A 20084-nucleotide genomic window follows, 5' to 3' on the forward strand; every position below is an offset into this window, starting at 1 on the left:
TAGATGAATGAAGCGAGGCAGTATACTAGGGTATGATCTAAGTGAAAAGAACTGCCAGATCAGCTATTATGATGAGACAAAAGAAGAACCAGTGACACTGGAGACGGCGGTGGAGAATTATCAGATTCCACTGATTCTTGGTTATTATAATGAGCATTGGGTATATGGAAAAGAGGCAAAGCGTCTGGCGGAAGTGCAGGAGGAAAATACGATTTCTGATCTGTACGTGCGTGCGGTCCGAAGAGAAAAGGTAGAGTTTGCCGGCAAGACGCGGGATGCGGTCTGGCTTCTGGCAAAATATATTGAACTGACGCTGGAAGGATTTCCGGAGATCGAATACATTACGTTTTCCGTTGCGGATACCAATATCGATATGTCTAAGATGTTAAAAGGAATTGGACGCCATATCGGAGTGCCGAAAGAAAGGGTATCTGTGCAGGATTACAAGGAAAGCTTCTGCCAGTATATGTTCTATCAGCCAAAAGAGCTTTGGCAGTATGAATCTGCTCTGTTTTACTGTGATGCACAGCAGATTCGGGCGTTTATGCTTCGCAAGCTGAATGTGGCGGGGAACAGAGGACCGGGAATGTTCGTAACGGTGGATGAGGTGGCCAATGCCCATATGAAAGAATTGGCGGCGATCTATCCGGTGCTGAATGTGGACAAGGCAAGAGATGCAGATGAGCAGTTCAAAGCCTTTATCCAAAATGTATTTGAGAAAAAAGTGGTATCCTCCGTCTATCTGACAGGCGAAGGGTTTGAAAATAATTGGTATCCGAATTCCCAGAAAGTATTGTGCAACGGAAGAAGAGCATTCCTTGGCAATAATCTCTATAGTAGAGGAGCCTGCTATACTTCCATGCGCCGGTGTCTGGAGTACGATGACGGTCCGGTTTATTTAGATGATACCAAGATGACGGAACAGATTTGCCTGCGAATGCGGGTAAATGGTAAAGAGGGCTGGTATCCGATTGTGGATTGGGGAATGCACTGGTACGAGGCAGACGGTCATTGGGAAGTGATTTTGGAAGATACTTCCGATATTGAAGTGCATATCGAGTCTTTGGCAGGAGACGAACTGCGGGTGGAGACCATTTCCTTAAAAGGACTTCCGTCACGAAGGGATTATTCGTTGCGGCTTCAGATCGAGACGATGTTTCTGGATGAATCGACCTGCGTGTTGACATTTAAGGATATCGGTTTTGGAGAGTTTTATCCGTCAACGGGATTTGTGGCGGAGAAGGTACTACATTTAGGAGGCATCAATGGGCAGTTTAATTCTATGTCATAGGAAAAGAGCAAAACAACCCTATGAGATTACACGGGTTCACAGAAAGATTTACACCATCGAGGAGTTGTGTTATTACATCTGCAACAATCTGTATCTGATTGATTATACGATGATCAACCATCAGATGTGCGATTGGATTGAACGAGAACTGGAGCTTTCCGATTTGGCAGGGCGTCTTAGGGAGGAGCTGAGACAGAATCGTTCTATGGAACAGTTTGTGCTGACTATTTTGCGGGAGTCCAATATCTATTCTACAGCGGATATCAATCGGATTGCCAATATTCTGGAGCATTTGAAGAATCAAAGACCGGTGGAGCGGACGAAGTATAAAGCTGACAGTCTACAGAAAAGCGGAGAGTATGAGTCGGCAATTCTAGTGTATCAGTCAATTATCAATGAAGATTGGGATGAGTCTGTGGAGCGGACTTTTTATGGCCATGTCTATGCCTGCTTAGGAGCGGCTTATGGCCATCAGTTCCTTTATAAAGAGGCGGCGAAGATGTATTACGAGGCATACAGGATCTGTGAAGAGCCGGACATGCTGAAGGCATATCTTTACTGCTGTTACCGGGGAATGCCGGAGGATAAATACATGAAAATGCTTTCAGGCAATCCAATTTTCTTAAGCATGGCATCGGTAATTCGCGAGGATATCAAGAAAGTTCAGCAGGAGATTGATATTGATATTCCGGAAGAGCAATTTGCACAGTGGAAAAAGGAATATCGTAGGATTGACAAGCGTTAGAGAATATGATATCATAACCACATAATTTAGCGTGGTAAAGTAATCAATTGCTAATATGGTAACACAAAGAAGTGATTGAGAGCTGTATAATCTGAACTGGGAGGAATTCATTATGAAAAAACGTTTGGCGATGGTGCTTGCACTTTCTATGGTATCGGTATCTCTGTTGGCTGGATGCGGCAAGCAGGAAAGCGGAGCAGATGAGAAGAAGGATGACAAGAAGACGGAAAGCAAAGCTTATGAAGAAAAGAAGGTGGGAGATACCTTTACGGTAGGCTTTGATCAGGATTTCCCTCCGATGGGATTTGTGGGAGATGACGGAGAGTACACAGGTTTTGACCTGGAACTGGCACAGGAAGTGTGTGAGAGATTGGAACTGGAATTTGTGCCAAAGCCGATTGCATGGGATTCCAAGGATGCGGAGCTTGAATCCGGCGGAATTGATTGTATCTGGAACGGTTTCACTATGAACGGACGGGAAGATAATTATACATGGTCAGATCCTTATTTGAACAACAAGCAGGTGTTTGTTGTGAGAGAGAATTCAGGAATTGATTCCGAGAAGGATCTGGAAGGCAAGGTTGTAGACGTTCAGACCGATTCTTCTGCACAGGCAGCGCTGGAAGATAACCAGGAGTTGACGGCAACGTTTGGAAATCTGCAGGTGATCCCGGATTACAATACCGGATTTATGGAACTGGAATCCGGAGCAGCCGATGCGGTGGCAATGGACATTGTCGTTGCATCTTATCAGATCGAGAAGCGTGATGCGGCATTCAAGATTCTGGATAAAGAGATTGCAGCAGAAGAATATGGAATTGGATTTGCAAAAGGAAATGAAGCTTTAAGGGATCAGGTTCAGAAGGCACTGGAAGAGATGGCAGCTGATGGAACAATGGCTAAGATCTCAGAGAAGTGGTTTGGCGAAGATATTACAATGATCGGAAAATAAAGGATCAGGATAACGGGGCTGTCAGAAACGACGTCCCGTTTTCTGCGAGAAGGAGTAAGTTATGGCAATATCAGTGATGTTGAGTAAACTGGGGGAAGGAATGGCAGTATCACTATTGATCTTTGTAGTGACACTTGTATTTTCTCTGCCTTTGGGAATGTTGGTGGCCTTTGGAAGAATGGCAAAAAATCCGCTGGTACGCGGGATTTTCAAGGTATATATATCGATTATGCGGGGAACTCCGCTGATGCTTCAGTTGATGATGATCTATTTTGGACCGTTTTACCTGTTCGGAATTCAGAATACGCCGACCTGGAAGAATACGGCGGTAGCGGTAGGTTTTGTATTGAATTATGCAGCGTATTTTGCAGAGATTTATCGTGGTGGAATTGAGTCGATTCCGAATGGGCAGTATGAAGCGGCGAAGATTTTAGGTTATAGTAAGGGGCAGACCTTTATGCGGATTATTCTTCCGCAGGTGGTGAAGGTGATTCTGCCGTCTGTGACCAATGAGACAATTACACTGGTCAAAGATACGTCCCTTGCGTTTACCATCGGCATTTTGGAGATGTTTACCGTGGCAAAAGCGTTGGCGTCAGCCCAGGCATCCATGATTCCGTTTATATTTGCAGGAGTGTTCTATTACATTTTCAACTTTGTGGTGGCATTTTTGATGGAACGCCTGGAAAAGAAACTGAACTACTACAAATAAGGAGGAAGAGTCATGAGTTTGCTGGAAATGAAGCATATCAAAAAAAGTTTTAACGGTGTAGAAGTGCTGAAAGACATCTCTCTTACAGTTGACAAAGGGGAAGTGCTTGGAATTATCGGCCCTTCCGGGTCTGGGAAATCGACTCTTCTTCGATGCGCGACGGGGCTGGAGACGCAGGATGAAGGGCTCATTACGTATGAGGGGACATTTGGACTGGTGTTTCAGAACTTTAATTTGTTCCCACATTATTCAGTATTAAAGAATATTACGGATGCACCGATAAAGGTGCAGAAGAGAAAGAAAGAAGAGGTGTACCGGGAAGCGAGAGAGCTTCTTGCGAAAATGGGATTGTCCAACAAGGAAAATGCCTATCCTTATCAGTTGTCGGGAGGACAGCAGCAGCGCGTATCCATTGCGCGGGCGCTGGCTATGAAGCCGGATATCCTGTTTTTTGATGAGCCTACTTCGGCGTTGGATCCGGAGCTTACCGGAGAGATCCTGAAGGTGATCAAGGATCTGGCGGCAGAGCATATGACGATGGTGATCGTGACCCATGAGATGAATTTTGCAAAAAATGTGTCAGATCATATTATTTTTATGGACAATGGTTATATTGCGGTAGAGGGGACACCGGAGGAAGTATTTGGCTCATCCAATGAAAGAATGCGGGAGTTCCTTGGAAAATTTGAGCAGGAGTAACATTGCTTTTCTCTTTTCTCTATATTATACTTATACGTGTTATAATTGTAATCAATATAAAGTGAGGAGTAGGACAGATATGAGTAATGACAGATATCAAAGCCCGCTTTCTGAGCGGTATGCAAGCCGGGAGATGCAGTACATTTTTTCACCGGACAAAAAGTTCCGTACCTGGAGAAGACTTTGGATAGCATTGGCAGAGACGGAGCGTGAGCTTGGACTTCCAATTACGGAAGAGCAGATTGAAGAACTGCGTGCCCATGCAGATGATATTAACTATGAGGTGGCAAGAGAAAGAGAGAAACTGGTTCGCCATGACGTTATGTCCCATGTCTATGCCTACGGTCAGCAGTGCCCGAAGGCAAAAGGAATTATTCATCTGGGTGCAACCTCCTGTTATGTAGGAGATAATACAGATATGATTCTGATGGCGGAGGCGCTGGATATTGTAAAGAAGAAGCTGGTGAATGTAATCGCAGAACTTGCGAAGTTTGCGGATACCTACAAGGATCAGCCGACCCTTGCATTTACTCATTTCCAGCCTGCGCAGCCAACTACCGTTGGAAAGCGCGCGTCTTTGTGGATGCAGGAATTTTTGATGGATCTGGAAGATTTAGAGTATGTAAAGGGAAGCTTAAAGCTTCTTGGATCGAAAGGAACGACAGGAACCCAGGCCAGCTTCCTGGAACTGTTCGATGGAGATCAGGAGACCATTGACAAGATTGACCCGATGATTGCTAAGAAGATGGGATTTGAGGCGTGCTATCCGGTATCTGGACAGACCTATTCCAGAAAAGTAGATACTCGTGTATTGAATGTATTGGCAGGAATTGCGGCGAGTGCGCATAAGTTTTCCAATGATATCCGTTTGCTTCAGCATTTAAAAGAAGTAGAAGAGCCGTTTGAAAAGACTCAGATTGGATCTTCTGCTATGGCATATAAGAGAAATCCGATGCGAAGTGAACGAATTGCATCATTATCCAGATATGTAATGATCGATGCACTGAATCCGGCTATTACATCCGCGACCCAGTGGTTTGAACGAACCTTGGATGACTCTGCAAATAAGCGCTTAAGCGTGCCGGAAGGATTCCTTGCAATTGACGGAATTCTGGATCTGTGTCTGAATGTGGTGGACGGACTGGTGGTATATCCAAAGGTAATTGAGAAGCGGCTGATGTCAGAGCTTCCGTTTATGGCGACAGAGAATATTATGATGGATGCGGTAAAAGCAGGGGGAGACAGACAGGAACTCCATGAGCGGATTCGTGAGCTTTCTATGGAGGCAGGACGCAATGTCAAGGAGAAAGGATTGGATAACAATCTTCTGGAGCTGATTGCTGCAGATCCGGCGTTTGGACTTAGTGAAGAAGAACTCAAGAAGACGATGGATCCGACCAAATATACAGGACGTGCAGCCGTGCAGGTGGAAGCATTCTTAAGAGATGTTGTGGCGCCTGTACTGGAAAGCAATAAGGATTGTCTGGGAATGACTGCGGAGATTAACGTATAAAAGCGAAGAAATGTACAGAATATACAAAAAAGCTGCTGTGAAACTGGTGAAATATGCCGGTTTCACGGTGGCTTTTTGTGCTTTGATAAAGAATTTGTAAAAAAAATAAAAAATATGTGAAAGAAATGACAAAATTTTATGAAATTTGATTGATTCAGAAGCATATACATGGTATTATAGATCCATTGAATTATATCGAAGATATTATTCAAAATATCTATAGGAAAAAGGAGGGCATGTTGTGGAAACATTAAACAACATCGTACTAACAATTCAACACTACCTTGCAGACTACATATTGATTATCGCTCTGCTTGGTGGCGGAATCTGGTTCACATTCAGGCTTGGTTTCATTCAGGTGCGCGGCTTTGGCGAAGGAATGCGAAGAACCTTCGGCGGACTGTTCCATAAGAAGGGGGAAGCCGGTGCGGACGGAATGTCTTCTTTCCAGGCGCTTGCTACAGCTATTGCAGCACAGGTAGGAACGGGTAATATTGCCGGTGCAGCAACAGCGATTGCAGTGGGAGGACCAGGAGCAATCTTTTGGATGTGGATTGCGGCCTTCTTAGGAATGGCAACCATCTATGCAGAGGCATTAATGGCACAGAAGTACAAACAGGTAGGAGCGGACGGAGAAGTGACAGGAGGACCTGTGTATTATATCCGTGCAGCATTCAAAGGTGGATTTGGAAAATTCCTTGCCGCTCTTTTTGCAGTGTTGATTATCTTTGCACTTGGCTTTATGGGAAATGCAGTTCAGTCTAACTCTATTGCAGCATCTTTCCACACTGCATTTGGAATTCCACAGCCGGTTATGGGCGTTGTTGTTGCAGTGATTGCGCTCTTCGTTTTTGTGGGTGGTATGAAACGTATCGCGAAAGTAACGGAGATCATCGTTCCAATTATGGCAGCCCTCTACATTGTGGGTGCATTGATCGTTATTTTCTATAACTGGAGAAATATCCCATATGCGTTCCACGCAATTGTTGTGGGTGCGTTTAATCCGGCGGCGATCTCCGGTGGTGCGGTTGGCGCAACCATAAAGCTGGCTCTTACAAAGGGTGTGGCAAGAGGACTGTTCTCCAATGAAGCCGGTATGGGTTCTACCCCTCATGCACATGCAGTGGCAAAGGTTAATCACCCGGTAGAACAGGGATTTGTGGCAATGACAGGTGTGTTCATTGATACTTTCGTAGTATTGAACCTGACAGCACTGGTTATTATTACAACAAAATCCATCCCGACAGGACTTACAGGAGCAGAACTTAGCCAGTATGCATTCTCTACCCTGTATGGAAAAGGAGGAGACATTTTCATTGCGATTTGTATGTTCTTCTTCGCATTCTCTACCATTGTAGGATGGTATTTCTTTGGTCAGGCAAATATCAAGTATCTGTTTGGACCAAAGGCTGTAAAGATCTATTCCGTACTGGTGTGTGTATGTGTAGTTCTTGGTTCCCTTGCACAGGTTGATCTTGTATGGAATATGGCAGACTGCTTCAATTCTATGATGGTGATTCCGAACTTTATCGGTTTGATCGTCTTAAGCAAAACGATTAAGAAAGTACATGATGATTATTTTCAGAATTATGCCAAGAAAAAATAGATTGTGAAGTTGCATAAAAATCAAAAAGTATATTTATGCAAAATCACTAAAATCATTTTAATTTGTTACGGCAGTTGAAAATAGAAAAATAATCGAGTATTATAGACATAGATGACGAGAATTATTTAGATTGTCTATAAATGAAATCAATAAGTGGAATGATATTTCTTAAGAGAGAGTCGGTGTGATCCGGCCGCCGAAGAGGCAAATCCGAGATGTGAGGTGTCGCGTGGACGGATGAAACTTTCAGGCAAAAGGACTGAGAAATGGACCACATTCTGAATCTTGTGCTGTATGATAACTTTAAGTAAGCTTATTCATTATCAGGGCAAAAGACAGGAAGGACGACTTACTCACAGAAGATGTGTTTAAATCGTCCTTTTTTTAATCTTATATGCAGGATGAAAAAAGAGAAATGACACCGGAAGGAGTAAGCAGGTCAGATGAATGGGTATATGATTATTACGAACAACCCTATGGTCAGGGACAAACTTGGGGAAACGCACAATGTGGTTTATCAGGAAATTTCATATGAAGATATTCTAAAGGACGTCAGAGACAGGATCCATGAGGGGCATACACTTTTGTCGCATCCCTTATCCGGAAGTGTAAAGCCGAATGAAACACCCTATAAATCCATCATGGTATCTGAAAAAAAGGGGGCGGTCGACGCACAAGGGCTTGCGATTATCGAGAATGCCATACAGGCGTGCGGAAAGTTTGTATTTCGGTCAGACAAATACAAACCGGAAGTATATGGCGATTTTCAGTTGATCGATCTTACCCTGATCGAAAGCGGTATTACATCTGCAGATACGCAGATGTGGAGTGAACATTAAGTAAGGTTTTAAAAGCTTGATGCTTAAAACAATAAAACAATAATATCAAAAGATATTGAAGGAGGGAATCACCAGTGAGATTAGAAATGGGACACATTTACATTAAGGATATCCAGTTCGCATCTGAGTCTAAGATCGAAGATGGTATTCTGTATGTATCCGAGGAGGCTGTAAAAGCTGTAGCTCTTGAAGACGAGAAGATTAAGAGCGTATCATTAGACATTGCAAAGCCAGGTGAATCAGTAAGAATTACACCGGTTAAGGATGTAATCGAACCACGTGTGAAAGTAGAAGGAAGAGGAGGAATCTTCCCGGGAGTTATCGCTAAGGTAGACACGGTAGGAGAAGGAAAAACTTACGCATTGAAAGGAATGGCTGTTGTTACAGCTGGTAAGATTGTAGGATTCCAGGAAGGAATTATCGATATGACGGGGCCTGGAGCAGACTACACTCCATTCTCAAAGACACTGAACCTGGTTATGGTATGCGAGCCGGTTGATGGAATTAAACAGCATGATTACGAGGCGGCAGTGAGATTTGCGGGATTCAGAGTAGCTACATACATTGGGGAACTGGCACGTGAACTTACTCCAGACGAGACAAAAGTATATGAGACATGCACAATCAAAGAAGGAATGGAAAAATATCCAGATCTTCCGAGAGTGGCTTATGTACAGATGCTGCAGAGTCAGGGACTTCTGCATGATACTTATGTATACGGTGTGGATGCAAAGAAGATCGTTCCTACTATTTTAAGCCCTACAGAGGTTATGGATGGCGCAATCGTATCCGGTAACTGTGTATCTGCTTGTGACAAGAACCCAACATACGTACACCTGAATAACCCAGTTGTACATGATCTGTTTGAACAGCATGGAAAAACTTTGAACTTTGTATGCCATATTATTACAAATGAAAACGTATATCTGGCTGATAAGATGCGTTCTTCTGACTGGACAGCAAAACTGTGTAAGATGTTGGATTTAGACGGTGTTATCGTATCTCAGGAAGGATTTGGTAACCCGGATACAGACTTGATTATGAACTGTAAGAAGATTGAAGCAGAAGGCGTAAAGACGGTTATCATTACCGATGAGTATGCAGGACGCGATGGTAAATCTCAGTCTCTGGCAGATGCGGATCCAGCTGCAGACGCAGTAGTTACCGGCGGAAATGCAAACCAGGTAATTATCCTGCCGAAACTTGATAAAGTTATTGGAACTTTGGACTATGTAACCAAGATTGCCGGAGCAAGCGAAGAGACGCTGCGCGAAGACGGATCTCTGGAAGTAGAGCTTCAGGTACTGACAGGTGCAACCAATGAGACAGGTTTCAACAAACTGAGCGCAAGATAGGAAGGGAGGATAATAAGATGGCTAAATTAAGAGTTGTTCATTACATCAATCAGTTTTTTGCACAGATTGGTGGAGAAGAAAAAGCAGATTATCCGGCTGAGATTCGTGTGGGCGAAGTCGTTGGACCGGGTATGGCACTGACACAGAATTTTGGAGAGGAAGCAGAGATTGTTGCAACAATCGTTTGTGGTGACTCTTACTTCAATGAGAACCTGGAAAAAGCAAAAGCTGACATTTTGGCAATGGTAAAAGAGCAGAATCCTGATGTATTCGTAGCAGGACCTGCATTTAATGCAGGACGTTACGGAGTTGCCTGCGGAACGATTGCAGCAGCAGTTCAGGAGGAACTTGGAATTCCAGCTGTAACAGGAATGTATGTAGAGAACCCTGGAGCAGATATGTTCAAGTCTCAGGTTTACATTGTATCAACAAAGAACAGCGCAGCAGGTATGAGAGACGCAGTGAAGAAGCTGGCTCCACTTGCTGTTAAAATCGGAAAAGGCGAGCCAATCGGCGCGTCTGCAGAAGAAGGATACATTCCGAACGGTGTTCGTGTGAATTTCTTTGAGAAGGAAAGAGGATCTCAGAGAGCGGTTAAGATGCTCCTTAAGAAACTGGCTGATAAGCCATACGAGACAGAGTATCCAATGCCTGACTTTGATAAGGTTGATCCGAATCCGGCAGTGAAAGATCTAGCTCATGCTAAGATTGCGCTGGTTACATCTGGCGGTATTGTTCCAAAGGGAAATCCGGATCATATCGAAAGTTCAAGTGCATCTCACTATGGAGAGTATGATATTACAGGCGTGATGGATTTGACAGAAGAGACCTATGAAACCGCACATGGCGGATACGATCCAGTATACGCAAACGAAGACTCTGACCGTGTTCTTCCGGTTGATGTGCTTCGTGATATGGAAAAAGAAGGAATTATCGGAGAACTTCATCACCTGTTCTACACAACAACAGGTAACGGTACAGCCGTTGCATCTTCAAAGGCATTTGCAGCTGAGTTTTCTCAGAAGCTGAAAGCTGACGGAGTAGATGCTGTTATCCTTACCTCTACCTGAGGTACCTGTACTCGTTGCGGTGCAACGATGGTTAAAGAGGTAGAAAGAGCAGGAATCCCTGTTGTACATATTTGTACAGTAACACCTATCTCCATGACAGTTGGAGCGAACAGAATTGTTCCGGCTATTGCAATTCCTCATCCACTTGGAAATCCAGCTCTGGATAAGGCTGAGGAGAAAGAACTGCGTCGTCATATTGTTGAAAAAGCTCTGAAAGCTCTTACAACAGAAGTTGACGGACAGACAATTTTTGATTAATACACAAGGCGAAGAATTTCCAGGCCTTGGTAGTGAAGACTACTTAAGTGTTAAAGGAGACATAACAAAATGAGTAAAATTTATGATGTTATTGTCCTGGGTGCTGGTCCTGCTGGTTTAGCAGCAGGACTATACGCAGGAAGAAGCCGTCTTTCCGTTCTGATCATCGAAAAAGGTCAGGATGGCGGACAGATTGCGATTACAGATGAAATTGAAAACTATCCAGGTCAGATTGTAGAAGGTGAATCAGGACCATCTCTGATCGCAAGAATGACTGCACAGGCTGAAAAGTTTGGAGCAGAGCGTGTGGCTGATACCATTACAGAAGTATCTCTTGAGGGAGAGGTAAAGGTCTTAAAGAGTGCAAAGGCTGAGTATCAGGGACGTAATGTGATCATTGCGACAGGTGCACATGCAAGACCAATCGGATGTAAAGGTGAAGCAGAATACATGGGCAAAGGTGTATCCTACTGTGCAACATGTGACGCAAACTTTTTTGAAGACTTTGAGGTATACGTTGTTGGAGGCGGAGACTCTGCTGTTGAAGAAGCAATGTACCTTACCAAGTTCGCAAGAAAAGTTACGATTATCCACAGACGTAATGAACTTCGTGCTGCAAAATCTATTCAGGAGAAAGCATTTAAGAATGAGAAGATCGAATTTATGTGGGATTCTGTAGTAGAGGAAGTAGGCGGAGACGATATTCTTCAGTGGATGAAGGTGAAAAATGTTAAGACGGGTGAAGTTACAACTGTTGAAGCAGATGAAGAAGACGGAATGTTTGGCGTATTCGGATTTATCGGAACGATCCCGAACAGCAAGCCATTTGAAGGTATCATCGACATGGATGAAAGAGGATATATTAAGACGGACGAAGATATGCATACCAATATCCCTGGCGTATACGCAGCAGGTGATGTCCGTGTTAAGAGCTTAAGACAGGTTGTTACTGCAGCTGCTGACGGTGCAATCGCAGCAGTTCAGGTAGAAAGAAGTATGTCTGATTACTTCTAAGAACAGCAAGGATATACAACAAAAAGGAGGAGATACCAATGTTAGATCTTGATAAGACAAATTTTGAAGAGGAAGTATTGAAAGCAGAAGGCTATGTATTTGTAGACTTCTATGGAGATGGATGTGTTCCATGTCAGGCTCTTATGCCAACCGTTCATGGATTCGCTGACAAATATGGCGATAAAATGAAATTTACTTCTCTCAATACAACAAAGGCACGCCGTCTTGCAATTGCACAGAAGGTGCTTGGCCTTCCGGTTATGGCTATTTACAAAGATGGAGAAAAAGTAGAAGAAGTCGTAAAAGATGACGCTACACCGGAGAATATTGAAGCGATGATTCAGAAATACATCTAAATTACAGAGTGTTTCTTGATCATATATAAACATGTTTTTTACCACATAAGAAAGGAGAAAGCATAATTATGGCTATTTTAGAAGGGAAAAAAGCAATAATTATCGGAGACCGTGATGGAATCCCGGGACCAGCAATTGCTGAGTGCGTAAAAACTGCTGGCGCTGAGATTGTATTTTCATCAACGGAGTGTTTCGTCTGAACGAGCGCAGGCGCAATGGATCTGGAAAACCAGAAGAGAGTAAAAGAATTCGCTGACGAGTATGGTGCAGAGAACTTAGTAGTAGTTCTTGGAGCAGCAGAAGGTGAAGCTGCAGGTCTTGCAGCAGAAACCGTTACGTTAGGTGATCCTACTTTCGCAGGTCCATTGACAGGGGTCCAGCTTGGACTCACGGTATATCATGTATGTGAACCTGAGATCAAAGAAGAGTTTGACGAAGCAGTTTATGATGAACAGGTTGGTATGATGGAAATGGTTCTTGACGTAGACGATATCGTATCAGAGATGGAAGCTATCAGAGAGCAGGTATAGAAATCATGCTATGAAGACGGGGCAGACCCATGTGTTCCCACATCGGGGACTGCCCCTCTTTTTCAGAACGATGAAAGGTGGAAAACTGCAATGAATAGTGTAATTAAAGGAGCAAGCTATGTGCTTGCGCATACACCACAGATGGTGGTATATAACGGAACAACTCAGACAACAGAAAGAATCGTAAATCCGGAATCTGAGTATTTGAAAGAGTTAGAGAGTCATCTTCGTTCTTACGAGGATTGTGTGAGCTATTGGCCGAATCAGGTATATATTGGTAATGCAACTCCGGATGATCTTGCAGAAGTGGAATTTCCATATTATGACAAGAAAAAAGACGGAGCAGAGAGATATGGAAAATACGGTGAGATCATGCCAGAAGAAGAGTTTATTCTTCTTGTTCAGGCATGCGATCAGTTTGAAGTGGTAATGCTTGATAAAGAGTTTGTAGCAGCGCATAAAGAGGCGTTTGCTGCAGATCCAATTATTACAGAGGATATTGTGGCAAGACTCCATGAGGGTATGGAACTTGCTGAGATTGAAAAAGTTGTTAATGAAGAACATGCAGAAGGTCTTTATGTTGCAGGAAAACTGGTTGGATGTGTTAAGAGAGCGCATGATATCGATGTGAATCTGTCTGCTCATGTTATGCATGAGAACTTAATGAGTAAGGCATCCAGCGTGCTTGCATTATTGTATGGCGTAAAGAATGCAGGAATCAGCAAAGATGACGTAGAGTACGTGATCGACTGTGCAGAGGAAGCATGTGGAGATATGAATCAGAGAGGTGGAGGAAACTTTGCCAAAGCGGCAGCGGAAATTGCAATGCTGAATAATGCAACAGGTTCAGATGCCCGCGGATTCTGTGCCGGACCATCTCACGCATTGATTGAAGCAGCAGCTCTTGTTAAATCCGGAGCTTACAAATGTGTGGCAGTTACAGCAGGCGGATGTACAGCAAAGCTTGGTATGAACGGAAAAGACCATGTAAAGAAAGGTCTTCCGATCTTAGAGGATTGTTTGGCAGGATTCTGTGTAATTGTTGCAGAAAATGACGGTGAAAATCCAGAGATCAATCTTGATATTCTCGGACGGCATACGGTAGGAACAGGAAGTGCTCCGCAGAACGTAATTGGAAGCCTTGTTGCAGATCCTCTTGAAAGAGCAGGACTTAAGATTACGGATATTGACAAGTACTCTCCAGAGATGCAGAATCCGGATATCACAAAGCCGGCAGGAGCAGGAGATGTTCCGATGGCAAACTATAAGATGATCGCAGCTCTTGCAGTAAAACGCGGAGAACTGGATCGGAAAGAACTGGCAAGCTTTACGAAAGAACATGGTTTGACCGGATGGGCTCCAACACAGGGACATATTCCATCAGGTGTTCCATATATTGGATTTGCAAGAGAGGATATCCTTGCAGGAAAGATGAAGAGAGCAATGATCGTTGGAAAAGGAAGTCTGTTCCTTGGACGTATGACCAACTTATTCGACGGTGTATCTTTTGTGATTCAGGCAAATACGAAAGCAGAAGCAGAAGCGGCTGCAGGTGTATCTGAAGAAGAGGTAAAAGGACTGATCGCAAAGGCTATGAAAGATTTTGCTGCTACCCTGATGGCAGAGTAAGGGGTGGTTACGATGGCAAAGAATATTGAAAAAATGATTGCAGACACTTTTATGGAGATGGCACAGGGTCTGGAGACTGGAAGCTTTGGAAAACGACCAAAGATTGCGCTTACCGGTATGGGAAGTGAGCACGGAGAAGAGAATTCTATGGCAGCTGCAGTAGCGGCTGCAAAGGATGGAATTGATGTGTTCTATATCGGAACTCTGGAAGCAGATGGTGTGACGACCATTAAAGTGGCAAATGATGAAGAAGGCCATGACAAGATGGAAGAGCTGCTGGCAAGCAAAGAAGTAGATGCAGCAGTGACGATGCATTTCCCATTTCCAATCGGCGTATCTACCGTTGGACGTTGTGTAACACCGGCGCAGGGAAAAGAAATGTACATCGCGAATACAACGGGAACTTCCAGTACAGACCGCGTGGAAGGCATGATTAAAAATGCAGTATACGGAATCATTGCTGCAAAGGCTTGTGGAAATGCCAATCCAACCGTTGGAATTCTGAATGTAGACGGTGCCCGTCAGACGGAAAAAGCACTGAAACAGTTGAAAGACCAGGGATATGAAATCACATTTGCGGAGTCAGGAAGAGCAGATGGCGGATGCGTTATGAGAGGAAACGATGTCCTTCAGGCATCTCCGGATATTATGGTAACAGACTCTTTAACCGGAAATATCCTGGTGAAAATGCTTTCTTCTGCAAATACAGGCGGAAGCTTTGAAGCAACTGGTTATGGCTACGGCCCGGGAATTGGGGAAGGGTACGAACAGCTGGTAATGATCGTATCAAGAGCCAGTGGTGCACCGGTGATTGCAAATGCAATTCGCTATGCAGCACAGCTGGTAAAAGGAAAAGTATTTGAGGTTGCAAAAGAGGAATTTGCAGCAGTTAAGAAAGCTGGCTTTGATGAGATTTTAGGATCTGTGAAGGCGGCATCTAAACCGGCAGCTGCAGAAGAAGAGGTAAAAGAGCCTCCGAAGGAGATCGTAACAGCACAGATTCCGGGAATTGAAGTTATGGATCTGGAAGATGCAGTTAAAGTGCTGTGGAAGATTGGAGTTTATGCAGAAAGTGGTATGGGATGTACGGGACCGATCATCCGTGTATCAGATGCAAACCTTGCAAAGGCTGAGGAAGAATTAAAGAAAGCCGGATACATTAATTAAAAAGTATGAGTGATCATCTTGGGGAAAGTGGCGCTTGCTGTGGCAAGATGCCACTTTTCTGTTGATCAGAATCAAAAATATGAGGTGAGATGGTAAGAGATGGAAGCGATACTCAGACTGAATGAAGTAGAATATGAGAAAAAGGGTTTGATTCACAGGATATGGATCAGTATCTGTGTTGTGGCAGGACTGGTATTTCTGTACACTTGCGCGGTGACGGGAATGATGGATCGAGAATATAAGCTGGAGGCATCTGCTTCGCTTCACATGCGAAGCAGCGCAGGTACAGATGAACGGATAGATGAGAATATAGAGCTATTAAACATGGCTGAACTTCCCGGGATAGCAGTGACAGAAGGTGCGGAACGGATAACGATATTAAGGGAGGTTGAACAAGCGAATGCGCCAGAAGTCACCAGGAATGTGGCGATAGAGAAGTCTTTTGCAAATCCCGGTAGTGTGGCAGAAGGAAATCAGATGGGCGGACATGGGGATGCTCTTCCTGCGCCCTCAGTCTGTACCGTTCGCCTTCATGGGAATGGAGGTGCGCCGGAATTATCCGTACATCAGGAACAGATATCGGATGTGGGTGCTTCATGGACGAAGCCAAGAAGACTTGGGAAAGAGTTCTCCGGTTGGTATCTGGATGCTGCCTGTACCATTCCTTATGAAGGGGTAGAAGAAGGAATCAGTGAACTAGATTTGTATGCCGGTTGGAAAGATTTTGCTGGCTTCATCTCCGATGCGAGGGGATACTTAATTGGATGTACGTCCGAATTGTTGGTGGCAGACGGAATCTTCTTACTTCCGGTAAGCCCGGATTGTGTCGGAATTGCTTCCGGTGCATTTGACGGCGTGAATGAATCTGTGTTGGAGCTTTATATTACGGCAAATATTACAGAGATTGAAGAAGGTGCACTGGATTCATTAAAACCGCTTTGGTATATTGAGGCAGATCCGGCCAATCCATCTTATTATAGTGAAGATGGCGTGCTGTACCATAGGAATGGAGCAGTAGTAAAAGATCCATTCACGGATTGAATTCTGAAGAAGCAGGTGCTATAATAGGTTGGATTAAATCGGAGGCAGGAAAAGAAGATGGAGATTCAACAGATTACCAAAGATAAGCGGGATTATATGTATCTGCTTCTTGTGGCAGATCCTCAGGAAGACATGGTGGACCGGTATCTGGATGAAGGCGATATGTTTATCCTGAAGGATCAGGGAGAAGTGAAAACCGTCTGCGTGGTAACCCTTCTTAAGAATCATAAATGTGAGTTGAAGAATATTGCGACGCTCACGGAAGATCAGGGAAAGGGCTATGGCAGATATATGATAAATTTTGTGTGTGAATATTACAGCGGCCAGTGCGATACCATGTATGTGGGAACGGGAAACAGCAGAAAGACAATTGGATTTTATGAGAAATGTGGATTTGTAAACTCTCATATCATTGCCAATTTTTTTGTAGACCATTACAAAGAACCCATCTACGAGGAAGGAGTTCGCCTGGTAGATATGATATATTTGAAAAAATCACTAGAGTCAAAGCTGGATGTAAAAAAAGTCGTAGATATGGCGATTGAAGCAGGACGAATCCTGTTGAAAAACGGGGCGGAGATCTTTCGTGTGGAGGAGACCATTACCCGGATCTGTAAACGGTTTCACGTCAATCATGTAGATATCTTTACACTGAGCCATGCGATTTTTGTCAGCGCAGAAAATGGGGAGGAAGAGGCGTATACAAGAGTAAAACACGTTCCGTTATCTGCACCGCATCTTGGAGTTGTGGCGGAAGTTAATGATCTTTCCAGAGAGATTTCAGCAGGTCATGTGACCATTAATGAGGCGGTAGAACGACTGAAAGAGATCGATGAGATACCGCCAAAGAAGGCATATGTACAGATTCTTGCCGGTGGTATCGGAAGCGGATTTTTTGGAGTGATGCTTGGTTCTACACCGTTAGAAAGTGCGGTGGCCTTTGTCATCGGCTGTTTGGTAAATGTCTGGGTATTGATCGGAAAGCGCAACCATATGTCGAAAATTATTGTCAATATCATCGGCGGAGTTTTGCTTACCGCATTTACGCTGCTTTTCCAGTATTTGATTTTCTGGAATGCGATGCGGATTGACGGCATTATTATCGGGGCGATTATGCCACTGGTGCCGGGACTTGCATTTGTCAATGCAATCCGTGATATTGCGGATAGTGATTTTCTGTCGGGAACGGTCCGTATGATAGACGCGCTCTTGGTGTTCGTATATATCGCGATCGGAGTGGGATGCGTATTAAGTCTTTATTATAGATTGGGAGGGATGATATGATAGAAGGAATCCTTGTCAATGGCGTGTGTGCATTTATGGGAACCGTTGGATTTGCCATGATGTTTAATGTTCCGAAGCGATATTATTTAAGTTGTGGAATGACCGGTGCGGTCGGATGGCTGGTATACAAAGGCGTACACTTGTATGCATCTTCTGCGGTAGCGTCCTTTCTGGCAGCGCTTATGGTAGTTCTGATTTCACGAATGCTGACCGTGCGGATGAAGTGTCCGATTACCATTTTTCTGGTATCCGGGATTATCCCGCTGGTACCGGGGGCCGGAGTGTATTATACGGCGTACTATTTGGTTATGAATCAGTTGTCTATGGCGGCGCAGAAAGGAATGGAATCCATTAAGATTGCATTTGGCATTGTGTTGGGTATCGCCTTTATTATTTCCATTCCGCGTGAAGCATTCCAGATGGGATATTGGCGTCAAAAGATCAGACTTAGGAAGATCCGGTTTAGGAGAAATCGTAAAAATCGGCTGCAAGGTTGAAGGAACAATGCCGCCTGTGTTACAATAAAAAACAGTAATAAAAGTTAGGAGATTAGAGGACATGAGTAAAGTAAGAACAAGATTTGCACCAAGTCCTACGGGAAGAATGCATGTAGGGAATTTAAGAACAGCGTTGTATGCGTATCTGATTGCAAAGCATGAGGATGGCGACTTTATGTTGAGAATCGAAGATACCGATCAGGAGCGTTTTGTAGAGGGAGCGCTGGAGATCATCTATCATACACTGGAAGAGACAGGGTTGGTGCATGATGAAGGTCCGGACAAGGACGGAGGTGTAGGACCTTATGTGCAGAGTGAGAGAAATGCATCTGGTCTTTATCTGGAGTATGCAAAGAAGCTGATTGAGCAGGGAGATGCTTATTACTGCTTCTGTGACAAAGAGAGACTGGAATCCTTAAGGAGCAGCGTATCTGAGGGCAGTGATACAGAGATTGTTGTGTATGATAAGCACTGTCTTGGATTGAGTAAGGAAGAAGTGGAAGCAAATCTGGCAGCAGGAAAGCCGTACGTGATTCGCTTTAATATGCCGACAGAAGGAACGACTACATTCCACGATGACATTTACGGAGAGATTACCGTTCCGAATAAGGAGATGGAAGATTTGATTCTGATCAAATCCGATGGTTATCCGACGTATAATTTTGCAAATGTAATCGATGATCATCTGATGGGAATCACCCATGTTGTGCGTGGAAATGAATACCTTTCATCTGCGCCGAAGTATAATAAGATTTATGAAGCGTTTGGATGGGACATTCCGGTATATGTACACTGCCCATTGATTACAGATGAAAATCATAAGAAGCTTAGCAAGAGATGTGGACATTCTTCTTATGAAGATTTAATTGATCAGGGATTTGTGACAGAGGCAGTTGTCAATTATGTGGCGCTGCTTGGATGGTGTCCGTCTGACAATCAGGAGATCTTCTCTTTGGAAGAGCTCATTAAGGCTTTTGATTATCGCCATATGAGTAAATCACCTGCCGTATTCGATGTGGTAAAATTAAAATGGATGAACGGTGAATACTTAAAAGCGATGGACTTTGATAAGTTCTACCAGATGGCAGAACCATATATGAAAGAGGTTGTGACAAAGGATTGTGACTTGAAGAAGATTGCGGCTTTAGTAAAGACGAGAATTGAAGTGCTTCCGGATTTGAAAGAGCAGATTGATTTCTTTGAAGAATTGCCGCAGTATGATACAGCAATGTACTGTCATAAGAAAATGAAGACGAATGAAGAAAATTCTCTGGAAGTATTGCAGGAGGTACTGCCGCTTCTTGAGCAGCAGGAAGATTTCAGCAATGATGCGCTGTTTGAGGTGCTGAAAGGTTATGTAGACGAGAAAGGTGTAAAGACTGGATTTGTGATGTGGCCAGTTAGAACGGCGGTATCAGGAAAACAGAACACACCGGGCGGTGCAACAGAGATTATGGAGATTTTGGGAAAAGAAGAATCTCTAAGAAGAATCCGTGCAGGAATCGAATTACTGCAGAAATAGCAGG

At 43.9% G+C, this 20084-nt stretch carries 19 protein-coding genes and 1 riboswitch; all 19 genes read left to right on the forward strand.

The annotated features are described in order from the left end of the window. The first annotated feature begins 7 nt into the window (after nt 1-7). The 19 genes from C0979_RS00575 (at nt 8) to gltX (ending at nt 20080) form a co-directional block, all read left to right on the forward strand. On the forward strand, nt 8-1291 hold the full coding sequence (locus tag C0979_RS00575; protein WP_101694136.1) for a DUF5716 family protein: 1284 nt from the start codon (nt 8-10) through the stop codon (nt 1289-1291). After that, nucleotides 1266-2036: a hypothetical protein gene (locus C0979_RS00580; RefSeq protein WP_101694137.1), complete on the forward strand. Its 771-nt coding sequence runs from the start codon at nt 1266-1268 to the stop codon at nt 2034-2036. The genes C0979_RS00575 and C0979_RS00580 overlap by 26 nt, the downstream gene beginning before the upstream one ends. A 112-nt stretch (nt 2037-2148) precedes the next feature. Continuing rightward, nucleotides 2149-2988, forward strand: a complete 840-nt coding sequence (locus tag C0979_RS00585; protein WP_101694138.1) for an amino acid ABC transporter substrate-binding protein — start codon at nt 2149-2151, stop codon at nt 2986-2988. A 61-nt stretch (nt 2989-3049) separates the two neighbouring features. Further along, entirely contained in the window at nt 3050-3700 is a 651-nt protein-coding gene (locus tag C0979_RS00590) for an amino acid ABC transporter permease (protein ID WP_101694139.1), read from the forward strand. A 12-nt stretch (nt 3701-3712) separates the two neighbouring features. Then, nucleotides 3713-4399: an amino acid ABC transporter ATP-binding protein gene (locus C0979_RS00595; RefSeq protein WP_101694140.1), complete on the forward strand. Its 687-nt coding sequence runs from the start codon at nt 3713-3715 to the stop codon at nt 4397-4399. 79 nt (nt 4400-4478) lie between these two features. Beyond that, complete coding sequence (gene purB / locus C0979_RS00600) at nt 4479-5912, forward strand: adenylosuccinate lyase (protein ID WP_101694141.1); 1434 nt, start codon at nt 4479-4481, stop codon at nt 5910-5912. A 241-nt stretch (nt 5913-6153) separates the two neighbouring features. Continuing rightward, complete coding sequence (locus C0979_RS00605; RefSeq protein WP_101694142.1) at nt 6154-7518, forward strand: alanine/glycine:cation symporter family protein; 1365 nt, start codon at nt 6154-6156, stop codon at nt 7516-7518. Nucleotides 7519-7677: 159 nt separating this feature from the next. Continuing rightward, nucleotides 7678-7790: riboswitch (glycine riboswitch) on the forward strand. Nucleotides 7791-7961: 171 nt separating this feature from the next. Beyond that, on the forward strand, nt 7962-8357 hold the full coding sequence (locus tag C0979_RS00610; RefSeq protein WP_101694143.1) for a GrdX family protein: 396 nt from the start codon (nt 7962-7964) through the stop codon (nt 8355-8357). Nucleotides 8358-8431: 74 nt separating this feature from the next. Next, nucleotides 8432-9712 carry a glycine/sarcosine/betaine reductase component B subunit gene (locus C0979_RS00615; RefSeq protein ID WP_200816233.1) on the forward strand — a complete coding sequence of 427 codons (1281 nt, stop codon included), beginning with the start codon at nt 8432-8434 and terminating at the stop codon, nt 9710-9712. Nucleotides 9713-9729: 17 nt separating this feature from the next. Then, nucleotides 9730-11040, forward strand: coding sequence for a glycine reductase complex selenoprotein B (gene grdB, locus C0979_RS00620; protein ID WP_101694144.1), 1311 nt, complete (start codon nt 9730-9732; stop codon nt 11038-11040). A gap of 69 nt (nt 11041-11109) precedes the next feature. Further along, on the forward strand, nt 11110-12054 hold the full coding sequence (gene trxB / locus C0979_RS00625) for a thioredoxin-disulfide reductase (protein ID WP_101694145.1): 945 nt from the start codon (nt 11110-11112) through the stop codon (nt 12052-12054). Between the two features lie 38 nt (nt 12055-12092). Then, entirely contained in the window at nt 12093-12410 is a 318-nt protein-coding gene (gene trxA, locus C0979_RS00630; RefSeq protein WP_101694146.1) for a thioredoxin TrxA, read from the forward strand. 68 nt (nt 12411-12478) lie between these two features. Beyond that, nucleotides 12479-12940 (forward strand): glycine/sarcosine/betaine reductase complex selenoprotein A, encoded by a 462-nt coding sequence (gene grdA, locus C0979_RS00635; RefSeq protein ID WP_101694147.1) that lies wholly within the window; start codon nt 12479-12481, stop codon nt 12938-12940. A gap of 90 nt (nt 12941-13030) precedes the next feature. Next, on the forward strand, nt 13031-14569 hold the full coding sequence (gene grdC / locus C0979_RS00640) for a glycine/sarcosine/betaine reductase complex component C subunit beta (RefSeq protein ID WP_101694148.1): 1539 nt from the start codon (nt 13031-13033) through the stop codon (nt 14567-14569). Between the two features lie 12 nt (nt 14570-14581). Beyond that, the gene (gene grdD / locus C0979_RS00645; RefSeq protein ID WP_101694149.1) at nt 14582-15736 is read left to right on the forward strand and encodes a glycine/sarcosine/betaine reductase complex component C subunit alpha; all 1155 of its coding nucleotides are present in this window, start codon (nt 14582-14584) and stop codon (nt 15734-15736) included. Between the two features lie 99 nt (nt 15737-15835). Further along, a complete protein-coding gene (locus C0979_RS00650) occupies nt 15836-16777 on the forward strand; it encodes an InlB B-repeat-containing protein (protein WP_101694150.1) in 942 nt (313 codons plus the stop codon). 57 nt (nt 16778-16834) lie between these two features. Further along, nucleotides 16835-18061, forward strand: a complete 1227-nt coding sequence (locus C0979_RS00655; protein WP_101694151.1) for a GNAT family N-acetyltransferase — start codon at nt 16835-16837, stop codon at nt 18059-18061. Further along, nucleotides 18058-18558 carry a threonine/serine exporter family protein gene (locus tag C0979_RS00660; protein WP_101694152.1) on the forward strand — a complete coding sequence of 167 codons (501 nt, stop codon included), beginning with the start codon at nt 18058-18060 and terminating at the stop codon, nt 18556-18558. Before C0979_RS00655 ends, C0979_RS00660 begins: the two co-directional genes overlap by 4 nt. Nucleotides 18559-18619: 61 nt before the next feature. Next, nucleotides 18620-20080: a glutamate--tRNA ligase gene (gene gltX / locus C0979_RS00665; protein ID WP_101694153.1), complete on the forward strand. Its 1461-nt coding sequence runs from the start codon at nt 18620-18622 to the stop codon at nt 20078-20080. Nucleotides 20081-20084 lie beyond the last annotated feature (4 nt).

This window comes from Dorea phocaeensis (genome assembly GCF_900240315.1).
GTDB classification, from domain to species: domain Bacteria; phylum Bacillota; class Clostridia; order Lachnospirales; family Lachnospiraceae; genus Dorea_B; species Dorea_B phocaeensis.